The following is an 18,081-nucleotide window of genomic DNA, read 5'->3' on the forward strand; positions in this document are numbered from 1 at the left end:
TGTTCTCAGAGAAAATCCCTCACTAGAAAAAGAACTTAAACTAAAAACCAATAAATTTAAGGCTTTAGCTAACTTCTTATCCAGAGTTGAGGTTAGTTAATTTTTCAGGTTAGGTGTTTGAACCTAACCATCCAGCGCATCTATCCCTAAATAAATAATTGGCATAATGGCTAATATCAGCAAAACGAAATGTTGCGGACTGTCGGCAAAGTTCAGGCTTAATTGGGTTAGCCAGCTAAAATCCGGCAGTTGGGTGAAATTAACAAAAGCCAAGATAATCGCACTACATATAAATGCCAATAATAACAAACGGCTTTTCAGTTTTTGATAAGCCGTTTGCCGGGCTATAATCTGTTTGATTACCTGCTGTTGAAAATCGTCTGCTGCAATGGCTTTCATTGGTTGACTTAACAGTGTTTCAATATCCTGAGTCATAAGTTTATTGCCTGTGTCGAGTTGATATATTCGGTTAGTTTTATTTTGCCACGGTTAATTTTAGATTTTATGGTGCCGAGCGGCAGCTGCATAATGTTGGCTACTTCCTCTTGAGTATAACCAAACGTAAGATGCAATGTCAGAGCTGAGCGTTCATCATGGCTGACTTGCATAAGCGCTTTTTCCAGCATGATTTGCGGTTCAATATTATCCTTTGAATGAATTATGATTTCACCTTCACTGAGCTCATATTTATCTTTTTTCAGATAAGCTAAAAAATGACGGTAACAAATCATCAATAACCAACCGGCAAAGCTGCCAGTGTGCTGGTACTGATGCAATTTATTAAATGCAGTTACAAAGGTTTCTTGTGCTATATCATCAGCCAGCGCTGCATTTTGCTGAGCTAAACGGCGAGCATAATTACGCACTTGCTGCTGGTGAATATGAACTAAATGCGCAAAAGCCTGATGATCATTATTCACCAGCACTTTTGCGATTAATTGGGCTTCTATATCCAAAATGCTACCTTACTGGTCATCAAATTTTGGGCGAAGTTTCCAGATCACGATATAACCCAAACCAATAATCACAGGAATTAACCCAATTCCGACTAATTCAAAGTCCTGCTCACTAATATCAAACAGTGAAAACACCGCAAGTGCTAAACCAATTGAAATTAAGGTAATGCCTTTTTTAAGATCGTTAAATGGTTTATCTCTAAGCAATTGTTTAACTAAATCCGGTGATAAATCCTGCCCTTTTTCAATTGATAACTGCAAAGTTTGCTGAATTTGGGATTTGTTTTTGTAGTTAATAAATAAAGCTGCCACCACAATAACAGCCAATGTCACAAAAAATGCGACGGGTACAATGATTGCTTCCATAAGTTTCTCCTGATTTGTTTACCTTTAGTTTGTTGTTTCAGTTATATAGAGAATATAGTTTTAAATTTAGATGCATTTTTTGTAAAAATTTTTTACGGGGGCAGGTTTTAAATCTTCACTATAAGCTGAAAAGTTTGAATGAGTTCACACAAAATTGACTTTTTTGTAATTAAAATGTTTAAATTTATAGTTATTTTAATATAGTATTATTGTATTAAGTTAATTCTTAACTTAGATATTGCTTAATAAAACGCCATATTAAAACAACAATGAGCACTACAAAGGTCGATTAATGAAATATACAAATATAGCAGCCAGCTTAGCTTTGGTCTTGGGGAGCGCAGCAGCATTTAATGCATCCGCTGTGTTAAACGGAACATACGTTTTAAAAAATAATCACAGCGGAAAAGTGATGGATGTGTATGGCTTTTCAACGGACGATGGTGCCAATATTATTCAATACACTCAAACCAATACCAATAATCAACTATGGGATATTAGTAATGTAAACGGCAAATATTCGATTATTTCTGTTCACAGTAAAAAAGCCCTTGAAGTTTATAATTTTGATACCGCAGATGGTGCAAATATTGTGCAGTGGACCTATTGGGGTGGTCCGGCACAATTATGGAATTTAGATGCGTTGTCTAACGGAAATTATGGATTGGTTAACGACTATACTGGCAAAGCGGCAGAAGTTTATGATTTTTCAACAGCAAATGAAGCTAATATTGCACAGTGGACTTATTGGCAAGGCGCGTCGCAGCAATGGTCTTTAGAGCATGCAACTTATCCAGATCCCTCTGTTGCCAATACCCAATTTGGTGATATTTCGGTACATGATCCGTCCATTTATCAAACCGAAGTAAATGGTCAAAAAACGTATTATATTTTTGGCTCGTTTGCGGCCAGCGCTAAATCAACCGACTTAATGAATTGGACCTCAGTTTCGGACGGGGTTGATAATAATAATCCGTTATTTGGCTACAACATCACCAACGAATTAGCAGAAGGTTTTGCATGGACTGGTGATAATACGGCTTTGTGGGCTGCTGATGTTGTTCAGTTAAATAATGGTCAGTTTGCTTATTATTATAATCAAAGTTTAATGACAGAGCCGCGCGGTTATACCGGTGTTGCTACCAGCAGTAATATAGAAGGCGCATACGCAAATCAAGGTTTAATTTTAAAATCTGGTATGTGGGGGCAAGAAAGCGAAAATGCCGGCGAAATATATGATCCAACGATTCATCCAAACGCAGTTGACCCACATGCGTTTTACGATAATAACGGTAAATTATGGCTAGTTTATGGCTCATATTCGGGCGGTATTTTTATCCTAGAATTAAATCCATCAACTGGTAAACCTTATGCTGGACAAGGTTATGGTACGCATTTGTTAGGTGGTGATCACAGCCATATCGAGGCTGCATTTATTCAGTACAGCCCAGAAACAGGTTATTACTATTTATTTAGCTCGTTTGGTGGCTTAGCGTCTGACGGTGGCTACAACGTACGTGTTGCACGTTCAACTTCACCAAATGGTCCATACTATGATGCGCAAGGCAATAACATGGCGAATGTTCGTGGTGATCGCAACTCAATTGCACCTTATGGTGTTAAATTGATGGGTGGGTTTGAATTTGCTGGTGAATACGGCTATATGGCACCGGGTCACCAATCAACCATTTATAATTCAGATACAGGTCAATACTTTTTGGTATTTCACACCCGTTTTCCAAACAGTGGCGAGTTCCATCAGGTTAGAGTGCATGAAATGTTTATGAATGCAGACGGCTGGCCTGTGGTTGCCCCCCAAAGATATGCCGAGCTAAATGGCGAAAATAAAGTTGATTTTTACGATATGTTGGGTAGTTATAAGTTTATTAATCATCAAAAAGATATTAATACGACTGCTAAACAATCCGTCAATATTCAGCTTAATTCTGATGGTACAGTCACGGGCAGTGTAACAGGCACTTGGTGGTTGCAAAGTGATAATAAATTCCAGATAACGCTGAATAATTTAGGTACATTTAATGGTGTTGCCAGCTGGCAGTGGAATAGTGCAACCAATCAATTAGTAACAACTTTTACTGCAACTTCTACAAATGGTGTTTCAGTATGGGGGACTAAATAGACTAATCCGAACGTTCGTATTTGGCTTTTAGGAATTAGTCGCACTCATTTTTGCGCCACTTTGTTAATAATTTGTTGTTCTCGCTTAGGCGGGAGCAACAAATAATAAAGCAACTAACTAAGAGGACAAAATGAAGATGATCCTGCCAACTTTAATTAAGCGGCTTAAACAGCCGCTTAAATTATGTTTTAACGCGTTAATTATTTTAGGGCTGAGTTTAGGGGTATTTAATCCGGCATTGAGCGCCGGATTTGTCAGTACCAATGGCACTAAAATACTGGATGAAAATGGCGACGAGCTATTTTTAAGTGGCATTAATCTGGGTAACTGGCTAGTTTGGGAAGGTTATTTAATGATGGGCGATTTTAATTATCGTACTCATACCCAGTTTTTTAATCAACTAGCTCAGGCATTTGGGAGTACAGACAAAGCGGCTGAGTTTGAATACCAGTGGCGGCTTAATTATGTTGACGCTCAGGCTATTGCCGATTTAAAGGCGCTGGGGTTTAACTCAGTTAGAGTGCCTTTTAACTATAATTTATTCTGGTGGAACGGACAGTTACGCGATAACGGCTTTGAATATTTTGATCGTGTGATTGAGTGGTGCCGGGCTAACAATATGTATGTTTTGCTCGATATGCATGGCGCACCGGGTTATCAAAATCCGGGAGATCATTCTGATAATGTTAATTCAAATGCAAGCCAGCCACGAGATACAGTGACATTTTGGGATGGTAATAATGTGCAAATTGCCGCTCAAATTTGGCGGCATATTGCTAATCGCTACAAAAACGAGCCAGTTGTTTGGGGTTATGAGTTAATTAACGAGCCGGTTTTACAAGATGGCCGTGAATACGAGTTATTGCCTTCTTATATCACAATGAAAAACGCGATTCGTGAAGTAGATAATAACCATATTATTGTGGTTGAAGGCAGTTGGTGGGGCTCGGATTTATCTAAAATTGACTGGTCCAACCCAACCACTCAAGCGCAAACTGGCATTAGCTCAAAGTGGGACGATAAACTGGTTTATCAAATCCATCATTATGGGCCAGTTGCCGATACTATGGGGCGGGAAAATATCACTAATCATTTAAATATTCCGCTAATTATTGGGGAATATGGTGAAACTGATCCGGCTAATTTATTGGCGATTACTAACTGGGCAAAAGCAAATTTAGCTGGTTATTACCCTTGGTCATTTAAAAAAATGTCGCATGACAGAACTTTATGGACCATTCCAACCAACGCTGCATACGAGCAAGTTAAAACTTTTATTAATCAAGGTGGTACACCACCAGTACATTTATACGATGCAATGATTAATTTTGCCCAAACCAATATTAAAAATGGTCATTCAAGTCATACTTGGCATCAAGATTTTTACGATGGGGTTAAACCGGATGCAACGACTGAAAACTGCTCAAATTCAGGGAGTGTGCAAGTATTGCCGGGAAAGCTCGAAGCAGAAAACTTTTGCGCTAATCATGGTGTTGAAATAGAAAATACATCCGACATGGGAGGCGGTCAAAACATTGGTTATATCGACTCTGGCGATTGGATTGAATATAAAATAAATGTTAGCGCTGCGGGTAACTATACCATTAATAGCCGATTCGCTTCGGCTGATTCTCAAAGCCAGTTTGAATTGTTAATCGATGGGGTTCACACGGCGAGTATCAATACACAGGCAACAGGGGGTTGGCAGAGCTTTCAAACCCACAGTTATTCAGGGTATTTAAATGCCGGAGAGCATCGCTTGCGGATTAATTTTTTAGCTGGCGCAGTTAATATTAACTGGTTTGAGTTTGTATTAAATAGTTCAAGTTCTGGTCCAAATGCATTGCAATCCGGTTATTATTTTATAACTAACGATGCAAGTGGCAAAGCTTTGGATGTGACCGGTGTGTCAACGGCTGATGGTGCTAACATCCAACTCTGGGATTATACTTATGGAGCAAACCAGCAATGGCAGGCGGTACAAATTAGTGGTAATCAATTTGAACTGATTAATCTAAACAGTAGTGCATGTTTAGATCAGGATAATAGTAGTCAAAACGTTCAGCAATGGACTTGTTTTGGTAGTAATAATCAACGCTGGCAAGTTGAACCACAAGCAGATGGCAGTTATTTAATTAGAAATTTCGCAAGTAATTTATTACTGGAAGCTGAAAATAGCGCAACCAGTAATGGAACCAATGTTAAAACCTCAATCACCAATAATACCAATTATCAGAAATGGTGGTTTAACCAAATCCAGTAAGATTTAGATAAAACGGTTTCTATTTCAACGTTCGGATTTAATCCGAACGTTCGTTTAGGGTCGCTCAGACGCTTAATTGAAGATAAAAGTTAACATTCTGTTTAATTTTAGCTGACTTTAAAGTGGTTGATGTGGTTTTAGCTCAAACAGATTCAATAATAAACTTTAGCTTGCATCCGGCAATTAAGTGGCATGTATTGCAAATTGGTGTAGAAAAAACACCGGTTATTTTAGTCGATAACTTTTTGGCTGACATTAATATGCTGCGCCAGTTCGCATTGACTGCTGATTTTCAGCAGGAAAAAATCACTTATTATCCCGGTGTACGTGCTCCTTTGGTCAATGCTTATATCGATTTTGTTTTAAATCAGCTTGCGCCGGTTATCAGTAAAATATATCAGCTTAAACCCATTAACATGCTGGCTGCTGATCAAGGCTTTTATTCTTTGGTAAATAAAAAAGCAAAAAATTTAAATAAACACCAGTGTATTCCGCATTTTGATTCGTTAAATAAAAGACAGTTTGCGATTATGCATTATTTAAACTCGGGTGAATTTGGTGGTACTGGTTTTTACCGTCATTTGCCAACCGGATTTGAACATATTGAGCAAGATAATTTAGCGCTATATCAAATGGCGCGTACTCAATTTGAATACGAGCATGGTCAACCAGATAAAACTTATATTAATCAAAGCACTGATGAATTTAAGTTATTAGGCAAAATTGCGTATAAATTAAATCGGCTGGTGGTTTATCCCGGCACTTTATTGCACTCAGGGTTAATTCAGCAAGCTGATTTATCGAGTGACCCAAATAAAGGGCGGTTAACCGCCAATATTTTTGCAGAGGTTAAATAACTTGATCTGTGGAAAACTATCCTCGTTTTGGAATTATTTAATCTAATCGTTGAGAAATTTACTTCAACATTTCTTATACGCACCTCAGGTTAAATAATAATCGAGTAACCGGCGATATATAAAAATAAAAGGTAAAAAATGACTCAAATTAAACTATTAAAATCTGTTCATTTCAATTGGCTTATTCGTGTATTGGCCGTTCTAATCAGTTATTTATCGCTAAGTTTTGTTGCGAGCGCAGAACCATATCAGTTAAAAACTAATATTTCATATTATCCCCAATCACAAATTTCAACCGATTATCAGCAAAGCCAAAGTGTTTTGGATTTGTATTATCCAACAGATAAAAAATCATTTGCGACCATTGTTTGGTTTCACGGTGGCGGATTACGCGGTGGTCATAAAGAAATCCCACAAGCTCTTAAAAATCAGGGTTTTGCTGTAGCAGGTGTTGGCTACAGATTATTTCCAAAAGTGAAAAGTCCGGTTTATATACAAGATGCAGCTGCGGCAACCGCGTGGGTGTTTCAGCATATTGAAGCTTTTGGAGGTGATAAATCTAAAATTTTTATTGCCGGACATTCAGCTGGTGGCTATTTAACCAGCATGCTGGGTTTGGATAAACGCTGGTTAGCCAAATATCAGATTGATGCAAATGACATCGCTGGCCTGATACCTTTCAGCGGCCATGCGATTACCCATTTTACCGTGCGTGAAGAACGCGGCATTAAAGGTGAACAACCCATAGTTGATGATTTAGCCCCGCTTTTTCATGTAAGAGCTGATGCGCCGCCATTTATTTTAATCACCGGAGATCGCAACTTAGAAATGCTTGGACGTTATGAAGAAAATGCATTTTTATGGCGAATGATGAAAGTAAACGGACATCAAAATACACAATTATTTGAGCTTCAAGGCTATGATCATGGCGCAATGGCGCAGCCCGCTTTTCATATTTTGATAAATCAAATCAATCAGTTATTACAGGATAAAAGAGTGGCTGAATAATAATATGAGTTGCTCTTTCCACAAAAAAATAAATGTAAGTTTGACTATTATAATGTTTTATAAATGTTAAATAAATATTGCCAATTATGAAATCGTTATCATTTTTGTCTAATTATTTATGCTAGTCTTTGTTTTGGATTTTGTACTTAAAGACAAGCTATATAGCTTATCTTTAAGTATTTATTTTAACTTTTAAAACAAGGATTTTTATGTTTCAAAGTATTTTAAAAAACTTAATAAATAAAATTTTATTTTGTTTAATTTCATTATCTTGTGTATCTGCTCATGCAATTTCTGATGGGCGATACATTTTTGTTAATAAACTTAGCGGCAAAGTTTTAGATGTTTCTGCGGCCAGTCAGGCCGATGGTGCTAATGTGATTCAGTGGGCTCAAGGTGCTGGTTTAAATCAAAGATGGGATGTAAACGATTTAGGTAACGGTTATTATGCGATTAATGCAGCCCACAGCGGTAAAACTTTGGATGTAGAGGGCTGGAACCCAGATAATGGGGCAAACCTTACTCAATATACCTATTACGGAAATGATAACCAGCAATGGCTAATAGAAAGTACGGGTAGCGGTTATTATAAAATTACTTCAAAATTTAGTGGTAAATCAATTGAAGTTGAGAGCATGGCGACCTATGACGGCGCTAATATCAGGTTATGGGATTATTGGGGTGATGATAGCCAGTTGTGGAGCTTAATTCCGGTTGCTGCGCAAGGCACAAGTAAATCAGCTACACAAATTGTTAGTGAAATGGGTGCTGGCTGGAATTTAGGTAATACTTTAGATGCTATTGGCGGTGAAACTGCATGGGGAAATCCGCTTACTCAGCAGTATATGATCAATTCAGTTGCTGCTCAGGGGTTTAAAACCATTAGAATACCAGTAACTTGGCAGGGTCATTTTTCTGGTTCGGATAATACAATTGATTCAGCTTGGTTAGACAGAGTTGAGCAAGTGGTTAATTATGCATTGGATGCTAACTTATATGTCATTATCAATTTACATCATGATGAATGGATTGTACCTACTTATGCAAATCAAGCGGCAACCAGCCAAACTTTAGCAGATATTTGGTCACAAATTGCAGAGCGGTTTAAAAACTACAATCAGTATCTTATTTTTGAAACATTAAATGAACCAAGAGCAAATAAAGGCACTTCGCTTGAATGGTCCGGCACGCTTGAAAATTATGAAGTGGTAAATACGTTTAATCAGGTTGCATTAAATGAAATCCGTAATAGTGGCGGTAATAACTCAAACCGTTTAGTGTTATTACCCGGTTATGCAGCCAGCCCGTGGGAGGATCAGATTCAACACATTGATATTCCTTCAGATAATATGATTGCTATTTCGACTCATGGTTATATTCCTTATACCTTTACCGAGCAGGAAGTTGCTGACGGTGGAGATATGTATTTTGATGATGCAGAAAAAGATTTAATTAATTATGTATTTGATAATTTAAATAGCCGCTTTGTCAGTAACGGTATTCCGGTTGTGATGGGTGAGTGGGGTAGTGTTGATAAAGCTAATACTCAGCAAAGAGCGGCTTATGCTCAATATTATCAAGCGAAAGCAAATAGTTTAGGGATTCCGACAATTGTTTGGGATAACAATGCATTAGGTGGTAGTGCTCATAATTACCGGTTGTATGACAGAGCTAATGACCAATGGGTTTTTCCAAGTATTATCAATAGCATTATTAATCCTTAGTTTATAATGCTATTGATAGCCGAGCTTCTATTTTAGTCAAGGTAGATGGCTCCTTAACTGGAGTTATCTACCTGATTAATTCATCGATTTTATCGGAATACTTTAAGTGTCTTTATAAACATATTACAAAATACTTAATCTTCAAAATAAGTATAACCTTCTAACCCAGTTTTTAATTGCAGATAATATTTATCTTTTAACTCGTTAGTTAACCCAGAATTTTGGAGTTGGGTTTGATAATTTTCGAGCAGGGTTTCTTTTTGAAAATGCACAGTTGCCAATGCTGATTCTGCGGTATCACCTTGTAAAGTATGGTTAATTCGCCAGTTACCTTGAGCATCAAACTCAATATGAGCAGAGTCGGTATCACCAAATAAATTATGCATGTCGCCTAAAATTTCTTGATATGCGCCAACCATAAACATGCCTAATAAATATTCTTCGCCTGCTTGATATTGAGGTAATGGCAAGCTTGACTCTATGCCCATGCCGTCAGCATATTGTTTTAGCTGACCGTCTGAGTCGCAGGTAATATCTTGAATAATCGCCCGCATATTCAATGGTTGATTTAAATTTTGCAGCGGCACAACCGGGAAAATCTGATCTATACCCCATGCATCCGGTAACGATTGGAACAGTGAGAAATTACAGAATAATTTACTGGCTAGTTTTTCATCTAACTCTTCTTTAATTTCGCGGTGAGCACGGGCATTGGAGGTTAAATGCTGTCGGATATGATGCAAAGTTGCAAAATACAATGCCTCTAACTCAGCCCATTGTTGCAGGCTAATTAAGCCTAAAACAAACTTTTGCTGAGCTTCACTAAAATAATGAATTGCATCATGATAACACTCAAGTGCGGTGCGCTCTGATATTTGCTGATTAATCGCCGCCATTTCGTGGCTTTCTAACGGAGCATTTTGGTCTAAACTTGTTGAAAAATTAAGGTTTTCTAATGGCTTAGATGGTGTTTCAATATCAATAACATTGGTGATTAAGACCGCATGATGGGCTGTCATTGCACGGCCAGATTCGGTAATAATATTTGGTTCTTCAATATTTGCAGCCCTGCAAACTTCACTTACCCCAGAAACAATATTTCTAGCGTATTCTTTCATATCATAATTCATTGAACACTGGCTACGGCTGCCGCTGCCTTCATAATCGACCCCTAAACCGCCACCTACATCTAAAGTGGTAATATTAATGCCCAGTTGTTTGAGTTCAGTGTAATAGCGGGCACATTCTTTAATCGCGATTTGAATATCGCGAATATTGGCAATTTGTGAGCCGATATGAAAATGAATGAGCTGGAATAAATCGAGTTTTTGTTCAGTTTTTAATAGGTCGATGGCTGTAAGTAATTGACTGGAAGTTAACCCAAATTTACCTTTTTCGCCGCCTGAGTTTTGCCATTTGCCTTTACCAACAGAGTTTAACCGGATTCTAATTCCTACCGCTGGTGCTGCATTATATAAATTACTGATTTTTATTAAGGTTTTAAGCTCAGATAATTTTTCAACTACAACATAAACCTGATGACCCATTTGAGTGGCTATGGTTGCCAGTTCTAAAAATTCTGAATCTTTATAGCCGTTACAGACAATTTTGAGTGGTTTATCGGTTGCGCCTAAAATTGCCAATAACTCAGGCTTACTACCAGCCTCAAGCCCTATTTGGGGTTTAGCTTTAAGTAGCTGCTCTACCACACTAAATTGCTGATTTACTTTAATTGGATAAACCGGTGTGTAGCTGCCTTTATATTCATATTGGCTGATAGCATCGTTAAACGCTGTGCTTAACGATAATACCCTGTCACGTAAAATATCGGTAAATCTGAGTAAAACGGGCAGGCGCAATCCGGCTTCTTTTAGCGCTTGTATAATTTTTGATAAACTCACCTGAGTTTGTGGCTGACCTTTGGGCTGCGCAACCAAATCACCTTGTTCGTTAATATCAAAGTAACCGTCACTCCAGTTGGCAACGTTATATACAAGTTTAGCTTGAGAAATTAAAGGGGTATTCATGTTTAAATCAAAGCACAATAAGCAAAAACATTAAGTTTAATCATAAATTATCCCGGCGGCTAACATTTTATGGCTAAAGTGTGGATTTATCATTGCCAGCAAAGGTTAAGGCTGGCAAAATTCGCAGCATTTTTTAGCGCATACTGATTGTTTATCACAATCATGATCGAGGAATTTTTAATGTCTGATTTGTCTTCACCAAATTGGTTTACTGAACAATGTGATAGCACAGGTTCTGCTTTTTCTTTACGTATTAAAAAGAAAGTTGTTGAAAAACAATCGCCTTTTCAAAAAATAGAAATTTATGAAACCACAGATTTTGGTCATCTTATGGTGATTGATGGCTGTACTATGGTGACGACTCGTGAAAACTTTTTATATCACGAGATGATGTCTCACCCGGCTTTATTTACGCACCCAAATCCTAAAAATGTTGTGATTATTGGTGGTGGTGACTGCGGTACGTTACGTGAAGTATTAAAACACGACTCAGTTGAGTCGGTTCATCAAATTGATATTGATGAATTAGTGACTCAAATGGCACTTAAATATTTTCCTGAATTATGTGAAAGTAATAGTGATCCGCGTGCTCATGTGATGTTTGATGATGGCATTAAATTTATGCGCGAAGCTGAAGCGGAATCTTTAGATATTGTGATTGTTGATTCAACCGATCCGATTGGTCCGGGTGAAGGCTTATTTAACCATGCTTTTTATACCAGTTGTTTAAATGCGTTACGTCCGGGTGGTATTTTGGTTCAGCAAAGCGAATCGCCAATTTTGCATCAAAAATTAATGAAAGAAATGCGCGATGCAATGTTGGATGTTGGCTTTGATGCGGTACAGACCATACCGTTCCCGCAGCCAATTTACCCAAGTGGCTTTTGGTCATGCACTTTAGCACGTAAACAAGGTCAATTTGGCGAGTTTAGAGTCGAAGATGCACAAGCTTTTGCTGATAAAGCTGATTATTACAATGCGTCAATTCATCAGGCAGGTATGCAATTACCTAACTTTTTGAAAAAAGTTTTATAAGTAACCCAAGTATAGTTAAGCTCATTTAGTTATATTAAGTCGAATATTAAACAAAACCTCAAGGGGATTTGCACTTGGGGTTTTGTTTATTTAACTCTGAGCAACTCTGGATAAGCCGTTAACCAAGCTCAGGTTATTTAGCCAAAGAAACCAATAATTCAGATAGTTTTTGATTATCGTAATAAGGTGCCGATTTAGCCGATACCAAACTGGTTCTGATAATATTAATGCCATTACTGGCTAATAACGCCTCGTCATTAAAACTAATACAATCTCCCAATGTTTCATCAATCACCACATAATTTAATAATTGCTGAGGCGGCAAGTTAAATTGACAGCCGCGTTTAAGATAATTCAATAAAGCTTGAATCGAATCCATTAAGCTCATTGCATATTGTTCTGGGTCTGTACCTAAATTAGGAATATACACTTTGTTACATTGCGCATTGGCAATGCTTTGCCCAACACCTTGTGGTAATAAATTCGCCAAAATGCTCGAATAAAAACTACCCGGCGGATAACAAATTAAGTCAGCATTAGTAATCGAATCTGTTAAATGTGGTTTTATCGCTGGGGTAATCGGATAAGGCTCAGTTTCGCTGGCAGATAAAAATACCTGACATATTTTTTGTTTAATTGGGTCGACTTCTTTTCCGGTAATATTGTGTTGACCAGCTATTAACTGACCGTCTGAAAATTCTGCAACTAAATGATATAAATCATCAATAATTGGAATGACTTTTCCTTTAATATCAAATAGCTGGGTGAATTCATTAATCACAGGTTGTAATTGACGATTTGCTAATAAATAACCACCGGTCAAACATAAATTACCAATGCTTGCACATTTTAAACTAAAGTCATCCGGCATCACGGAATAAAAATGTTTTAAATAAGAACAGATAATATTTTGGCTGTGTGGTGCAATTTTTTGAAAATGAGGCATTTGGCGATTAATAATGGCCAATAACTTTTGTTTGAGTTGAATTTGGCTTTGATCGCACGGAAACCTTAAGCTAAGCAAACGCACGGCTGAGATTGTTGCAGCGTCATGATCATTCGCCAGTGCGAGTAAGCGGTTTCTGATATCGCCAATCGCAGGCATATTAAAATGTTTTCTAAGCTGAGCTGAGCAGCCGCCAGAGTCAAATGTGGTCACTAAATGAATGCTATTATAGGTATGGCGTTTTATGGTTTTACTTAACTTAGCAAGTGCGCTACCGCCGCTAAAAAATAAAATAGCTGGACCAAGTTCAGCATTAGTGTTCAATGCAGTTTCAGTTAACATAATTAAGGCCGTTAAAGCTTTTTATTCGTTATAATAGTTAAGTGTTTAATATCTAAATCTATTAAATATATTAAGTACCCAACACTTTTATTATATCAGTAAAGCCCCAGTGTAAAATGACAACAAATCCTAAAAAATAATAGCACTAATTAGGTAACTTGAGACAGTTTATTCTGTAACTTAGTCACAAATATTATTTATTGTGGTTAAGATTGAATCTCGCATTTCATAACGGTTTAAGTATAATAACTTCTTTTCATTCTGGTTTTTATTTTCGAGAAAGTTTCATCATGGGTTTGTTTAACTGGCACAGAGCTGTTATTAAAGTCGGCAGCGCATTAATTGCACCACAGGGTAAAGATTGTACCGGTCAATTTTTACTGCCCATTGCACGTTATATCTCGGAATGTCGTCAGCAAGGTAAAGAGATTGTTATTGTCTCAAGCGGTAGTGTTGCAGCCGGGCGCAGTCTAATTAACCATAGTGAGGTGCCGTCAATTGCTGAAAAACAAGCAATGGCTGCAGTCGGTCAAACCCGAATGATGGCAAACTGGGCGCGTTTTTTTGATTTCCCTTGCGCACAAATTTTGATTACGCATGACGATTTGGCCGATCGCAGACGCTATGTCAATATCAAAAACACCATACGCGAATTATTAAATAACGGCATTTTACCTATTGTGAATGAAAATGATTCCGTTGCGACACAAGAGATCAAAGTGGGCGATAACGATAATTTAGCCGCTATGGTTTCTCAGGTTGCGGATGCTGATTTATTGGTTATTTGCAGTGATATTGATGGATTATATACTGCTGACCCAAGGTCAAACCCCAATGCGGAATTTATTGAAACCGTTGATTTGGTTGACGAAAGTATTTATGCGTTAGCTGGTGGTACCACAAATAAAATTGCTACCGGTGGGATGCGAACCAAAATTGAAGCGGCTGAAAAAGCTACTTTTAATGGGGTTCATACCTTAATTGTAAATGGCCGAAAAGGTCAGGTATTTGATAAATTATTGCAAAACGAACAGCAAGGTACTTGGTTTAAACGCCAAGCAACGCCTAAAAAAGCGCGTAAGCACTGGCTGCAATATACCTTAAAGTCTCAAGGTAGTATTACACTGGACAAAGGTGCAGAAAATGCAGTGCTGAACAAAGGCGCTTCACTGTTAAGTATTGGCATTACTCAGGTGCAGGGCGCATTTCAAAAGGGTGATGCAGTTAACTTACTTGATCAAAAAGGGCAAGTGATTGCTAAAGGCATTAGCCAATATAGTCAGTTAGAGCTGACCAAGATTCAAGGCAAACAAAGCCAGCAAATTGTTGATATTTTAGGGTATTGTCCGAGTGATGTGATTATTCACCGTGACGATCTCGTGATTTTATAAAAAGGTAAATAAATGAGCTTTTCAATCGCACAAATGGCAAAAGATGCCCGCAAAGCATCATTTTCTGTTGCTAATTTAAGCACTGCACAAAAGGATGCGGCATTAAGTGCAATGGCAGCAAAATTAATTGAAAGAACCGATTTAATTTTAACTGAAAACGAACGTGATTTAGTGGCCGGTAAAGACAACGGCTTAACCGATGCTATGATCGACCGTTTGCGTTTAACGCCTGAACGTATTCAGGATTTAGCTAATGCGCTAATTGAAGTCACTCAATTACCTGATCCGGTTGGCACAATTAACGAAATGAAAGTACGCCCAAATGGCATGCAAGTTGGCAGAATGCGTATTCCATTGGGGGTTATTGCGATGATTTATGAGTCTCGCCCTAATGTAACGGCCGAAGCGGCTGCATTATGTTTAAAATCTGGTAATGCGGTTGTGCTACGTGGCGGTAAAGAAGCTTTGTATTCAAATTTAGTTATTGCTAAATGTTTACACGAAGCTTTAGTTGAACAAAATATTGATCCAAACGCGATTTGTGTTGTACCGGATACAGACAGAGCCGTGATGAATGAATTAATGACTTTGTCTGACGATATTGACCTGATTATTCCACGTGGTGGTGAAGGGTTAATTCGTTTTGTGACTGAAAACAGCCGAATTCCTGTGATTCAACATTTTAAAGGGGTTTGTCATTTATATATTGATGAATCTGCGGATATTGAAATGGGAATTGATTTATTGCTTAACGGTAAAACTCAGCGTACGGGTGTATGTAATGCGCTTGAAACTTTACTGGTGCATAAAGATATTGCAGAGCAATATTTACCAGTTGCCGCTCAAGTATTAGCTGAAAAAGGCGTTACAATTCATGCTTGTGAAAACAGCATTGGCTATTTTGACGGCGCTCAAGCTGCAACAGTGGCGGACTGGGAAGCTGAATATTTAGCGTTAGAGATTGCAGTTAAAGTGGTTGATGATTTTGATGCAAGCATTGCCCATTTAGAGCAATTTAGCTCAGGCCATACTGAGGTAATTTGTACACAAAATTATGCTCGCGCCAATGAGTTTGTTCGTCGAGTGAATAGTGCTGTCGTCATGGTTAATGCTTCATCGCGTTTTTCAGATGGTGGTCAGTTAGGGTTAGGCGCTGAGATTGGTATTTCAACTTCTAAATTACATGCCTATGGTCCAATGGGGCTGGAAAGCTTAACGACCCAAAAATTTGTTGTTTTGGGGAATGGTCAGGTACGGCCATAAATTGTTATTAACTTTTCCCGATAGTATAAAATAGAGCGCCAATTGGCGCTCTATTTGTTTGTAGCTATTTAAATCAACTTAAATTTTTGTGTATCAGAGTGATCAGGTTCAATTCGAGGCGTATTATTGCACGAATACTAGGTACTTTTGAAAACAATGCTATATAAAAGAATGAGTTGCCAGTGACATTCCTAGCTCTGTTGATTTTTTGAGTACGATTTTTTCAGCCGTTTGTTTGGTATTTTATCTAAGGCATTGCGATTGACGTGTAGTGAGCCACACGAATGAGCTATAAAGACTGTGTGCTCCTTACAAAGTTACCTTACCCCACATTTATGTGGGGCAGCACAGAAGAAACACCAAACAAACGCTGCCTTTTAGTTTTGTCCTAAAAGCTAGAATAAAAATTATTTAACTTACTTTAGATGAATTTGTTTTGATTAAATGGCTTTAATTTCCAGTTTAATATCGATATTTATATTGATTTAGCTCGATATTAAGCTCTTTTATCAATAGCGTTTAATCAGATAGAAGCTAAAATTAAATAAGTTATGTTCATGCTTATTTAATTTGGATGTTTGATGATTAAAAGTGATAATTCGCTGAAATTGATTTTTGCTCTTTTACTTTTCTTTTACTCAATAAATAGCAATGCCGAAGAAAAAAGTATTAGTTTAGTTTATACGCTAGATAATCCTAAATTTACTTACTTGTTATCTTTATTTTCTGCTAAGACAGGTATCCAAATTGATTCGATCGAATTAGATAATAATAAACTTAAAAGTCAATTACAGCTTGATGATAGTGAAACTGTGATCCCAGATGTAATGATAGTACCAGCTGATTTTATTGGTTTAAAAAAGCTTAATTATAACCCTGTACCAAAAAATTGGTTGAATCCTTATTTACGAGAGAAAGATATAAAAAATGCCAGTATTAAGGGACAAGTTTATGGTATCCCAATTATTTCAGGGAATCATTTAGTACTTTATTACAATAAATCAAAAGTGACAGAGCCGATAAAAAATTGGCAACAGCTTATTTCAGATACAAAAAGTGCTTTACCGAAAATTGCTTGGAGTTATAGCGAGATGTACTGGTTAATTCCTTTTTTAACGGCATTTAATGCACTACCTTTTAACCCAGAATCAAATCCTGCGGTCCAATTTGATACAGAACAAATGCAACAGGCTTTAACTTTCTACTGGTCATTAAATAGGCAAGGTTTGATCGATGGTAAATGTGCTTATGAGTGCGCAATCAACCAATTTAAACTCGGACATGTAGATTATTTAATTGATGGTTTTTGGAGTTATACCAGTTTAAAGTCCAGCTTGGGTAATGATTTAGGGGTTACCGCATTACCTAAAATTGGTAATAAAGAGATGCGTTCCTATTACTCAGTTTATTTGATGGCTTTTCCTAATCACTCTTTAAGTAAACATAAACAAGCTGACTTAAAAGAATTGGCAGATTTTTTTCAATCAATCGAAACTCAAGAATACCTTTCTGAAAACCTGTTTTCTTTACCAACACATTCTCTGGTATTTAACTCGGTTTCTCGTAAGGCAAACCAGAATTTAAAATCAGTTATTAGCCAGATGGAAAGATCGATTGCTATGCCAAATAATCCTGAAATGGCGATAATTTGGGAGGTTTTATTCAAAGGGTTTAATCGTTATGGTAGTGGTGTTTTTGATGCTCAAAAAACTACAGAGTATATGCAACATATAGCAACACGCTCAATTTCTAATTTAAATTAA

At 37.4% G+C, this 18,081-nt stretch carries 14 protein-coding genes; 9 read left to right on the plus strand and 5 right to left on the minus strand.

Annotated elements, in window-relative coordinates; all coding sequences use genetic code 11:
* Window positions 1-123: 123 nt before the first annotated feature.
* The 3 genes from N7931_RS09590 to N7931_RS09600 are packed head-to-tail and all read right to left on the minus strand — an operon-like array spanning window position 124 to window position 1,322.
* Window positions 124-435, minus strand: coding sequence for a hypothetical protein (locus N7931_RS09590; protein WP_262793674.1), 312 nt, complete (start codon window positions 433-435; stop codon window positions 124-126).
* Window positions 432-956, minus strand: coding sequence for an RNA polymerase sigma factor (locus tag N7931_RS09595; protein WP_262793675.1), 525 nt, complete (start codon window positions 954-956; stop codon window positions 432-434). Before N7931_RS09595 ends, N7931_RS09590 begins: the two co-directional genes overlap by 4 nt.
* A 9-nt stretch (window positions 957-965) precedes the next feature.
* Window positions 966-1,322 carry a DUF6249 domain-containing protein gene (locus N7931_RS09600; protein WP_262793677.1) on the minus strand — a complete coding sequence of 119 codons (357 nt, stop codon included), beginning with the start codon at window positions 1,320-1,322 and terminating at the stop codon, window positions 966-968.
* 292 nt (window positions 1,323-1,614) lie between these two features.
* Between N7931_RS09600 and N7931_RS09605 the strand changes: the two genes are divergently transcribed.
* The 5 genes from N7931_RS09605 to N7931_RS09625 all read left to right on the plus strand — a co-directional run bounded on the left by N7931_RS09605 (window position 1,615) and on the right by N7931_RS09625 (window position 9,314).
* A complete protein-coding gene (locus tag N7931_RS09605; protein WP_262793678.1) occupies window positions 1,615-3,462 on the plus strand; it encodes an RICIN domain-containing protein in 1,848 nt (615 codons plus the stop codon).
* 130 nt (window positions 3,463-3,592) lie between these two features.
* Window positions 3,593-5,725, plus strand: a complete 2,133-nt coding sequence (locus N7931_RS09610; RefSeq protein ID WP_262793680.1) for a cellulase family glycosylhydrolase — start codon at window positions 3,593-3,595, stop codon at window positions 5,723-5,725.
* A 131-nt stretch (window positions 5,726-5,856) separates the two neighbouring features.
* On the plus strand, window positions 5,857-6,582 hold the full coding sequence (locus N7931_RS09615; RefSeq protein WP_262793682.1) for a DUF6445 family protein: 726 nt from the start codon (window positions 5,857-5,859) through the stop codon (window positions 6,580-6,582).
* Between the two features lie 138 nt (window positions 6,583-6,720).
* Window positions 6,721-7,590, plus strand: a complete 870-nt coding sequence (locus N7931_RS09620) for an alpha/beta hydrolase (RefSeq protein WP_262793684.1) — start codon at window positions 6,721-6,723, stop codon at window positions 7,588-7,590.
* A 209-nt stretch (window positions 7,591-7,799) separates the two neighbouring features.
* Window positions 7,800-9,314: a cellulase family glycosylhydrolase gene (locus N7931_RS09625; protein ID WP_262793686.1), complete on the plus strand. Its 1,515-nt coding sequence runs from the start codon at window positions 7,800-7,802 to the stop codon at window positions 9,312-9,314.
* A 134-nt stretch (window positions 9,315-9,448) separates the two neighbouring features.
* Here N7931_RS09625 and speA read toward each other — a convergent pair whose 3' ends face one another.
* On the minus strand, window positions 9,449-11,341 hold the full coding sequence (speA, locus tag N7931_RS09630) for a biosynthetic arginine decarboxylase (protein ID WP_262793687.1): 1,893 nt from the start codon (window positions 11,339-11,341) through the stop codon (window positions 9,449-9,451).
* A 180-nt stretch (window positions 11,342-11,521) separates the two neighbouring features.
* On the opposite strand from speA, the gene speE reads away from it, so the two are divergent.
* Entirely contained in the window at window positions 11,522-12,376 is an 855-nt protein-coding gene (speE, locus tag N7931_RS09635; RefSeq protein WP_262793688.1) for a polyamine aminopropyltransferase, read from the plus strand.
* A 133-nt stretch (window positions 12,377-12,509) separates the two neighbouring features.
* On the opposite strand, the gene N7931_RS09640 is transcribed toward speE, so the two are convergent.
* Window positions 12,510-13,664, minus strand: coding sequence for a GAK system CofD-like protein (locus N7931_RS09640; RefSeq protein WP_262793689.1), 1,155 nt, complete (start codon window positions 13,662-13,664; stop codon window positions 12,510-12,512).
* A 290-nt stretch (window positions 13,665-13,954) separates the two neighbouring features.
* Here N7931_RS09640 and proB point away from each other — a divergent pair, with 290 nt between their 5' ends.
* From proB to N7931_RS09655, 3 genes are all read left to right on the plus strand, one after another.
* A complete protein-coding gene (proB, locus tag N7931_RS09645) occupies window positions 13,955-15,055 on the plus strand; it encodes a glutamate 5-kinase (RefSeq protein ID WP_262793690.1) in 1,101 nt (366 codons plus the stop codon).
* A gap of 12 nt (window positions 15,056-15,067) precedes the next feature.
* Window positions 15,068-16,318: a glutamate-5-semialdehyde dehydrogenase gene (locus N7931_RS09650; RefSeq protein WP_262793691.1), complete on the plus strand. Its 1,251-nt coding sequence runs from the start codon at window positions 15,068-15,070 to the stop codon at window positions 16,316-16,318.
* A 581-nt stretch (window positions 16,319-16,899) separates the two neighbouring features.
* A complete protein-coding gene (locus tag N7931_RS09655; RefSeq protein WP_262793692.1) occupies window positions 16,900-18,081 on the plus strand; it encodes an extracellular solute-binding protein in 1,182 nt (393 codons plus the stop codon).

The organism is Catenovulum sp. 2E275, from assembly GCF_025515275.1.
Classification (GTDB): domain Bacteria; phylum Pseudomonadota; class Gammaproteobacteria; order Enterobacterales; family Alteromonadaceae; genus Catenovulum.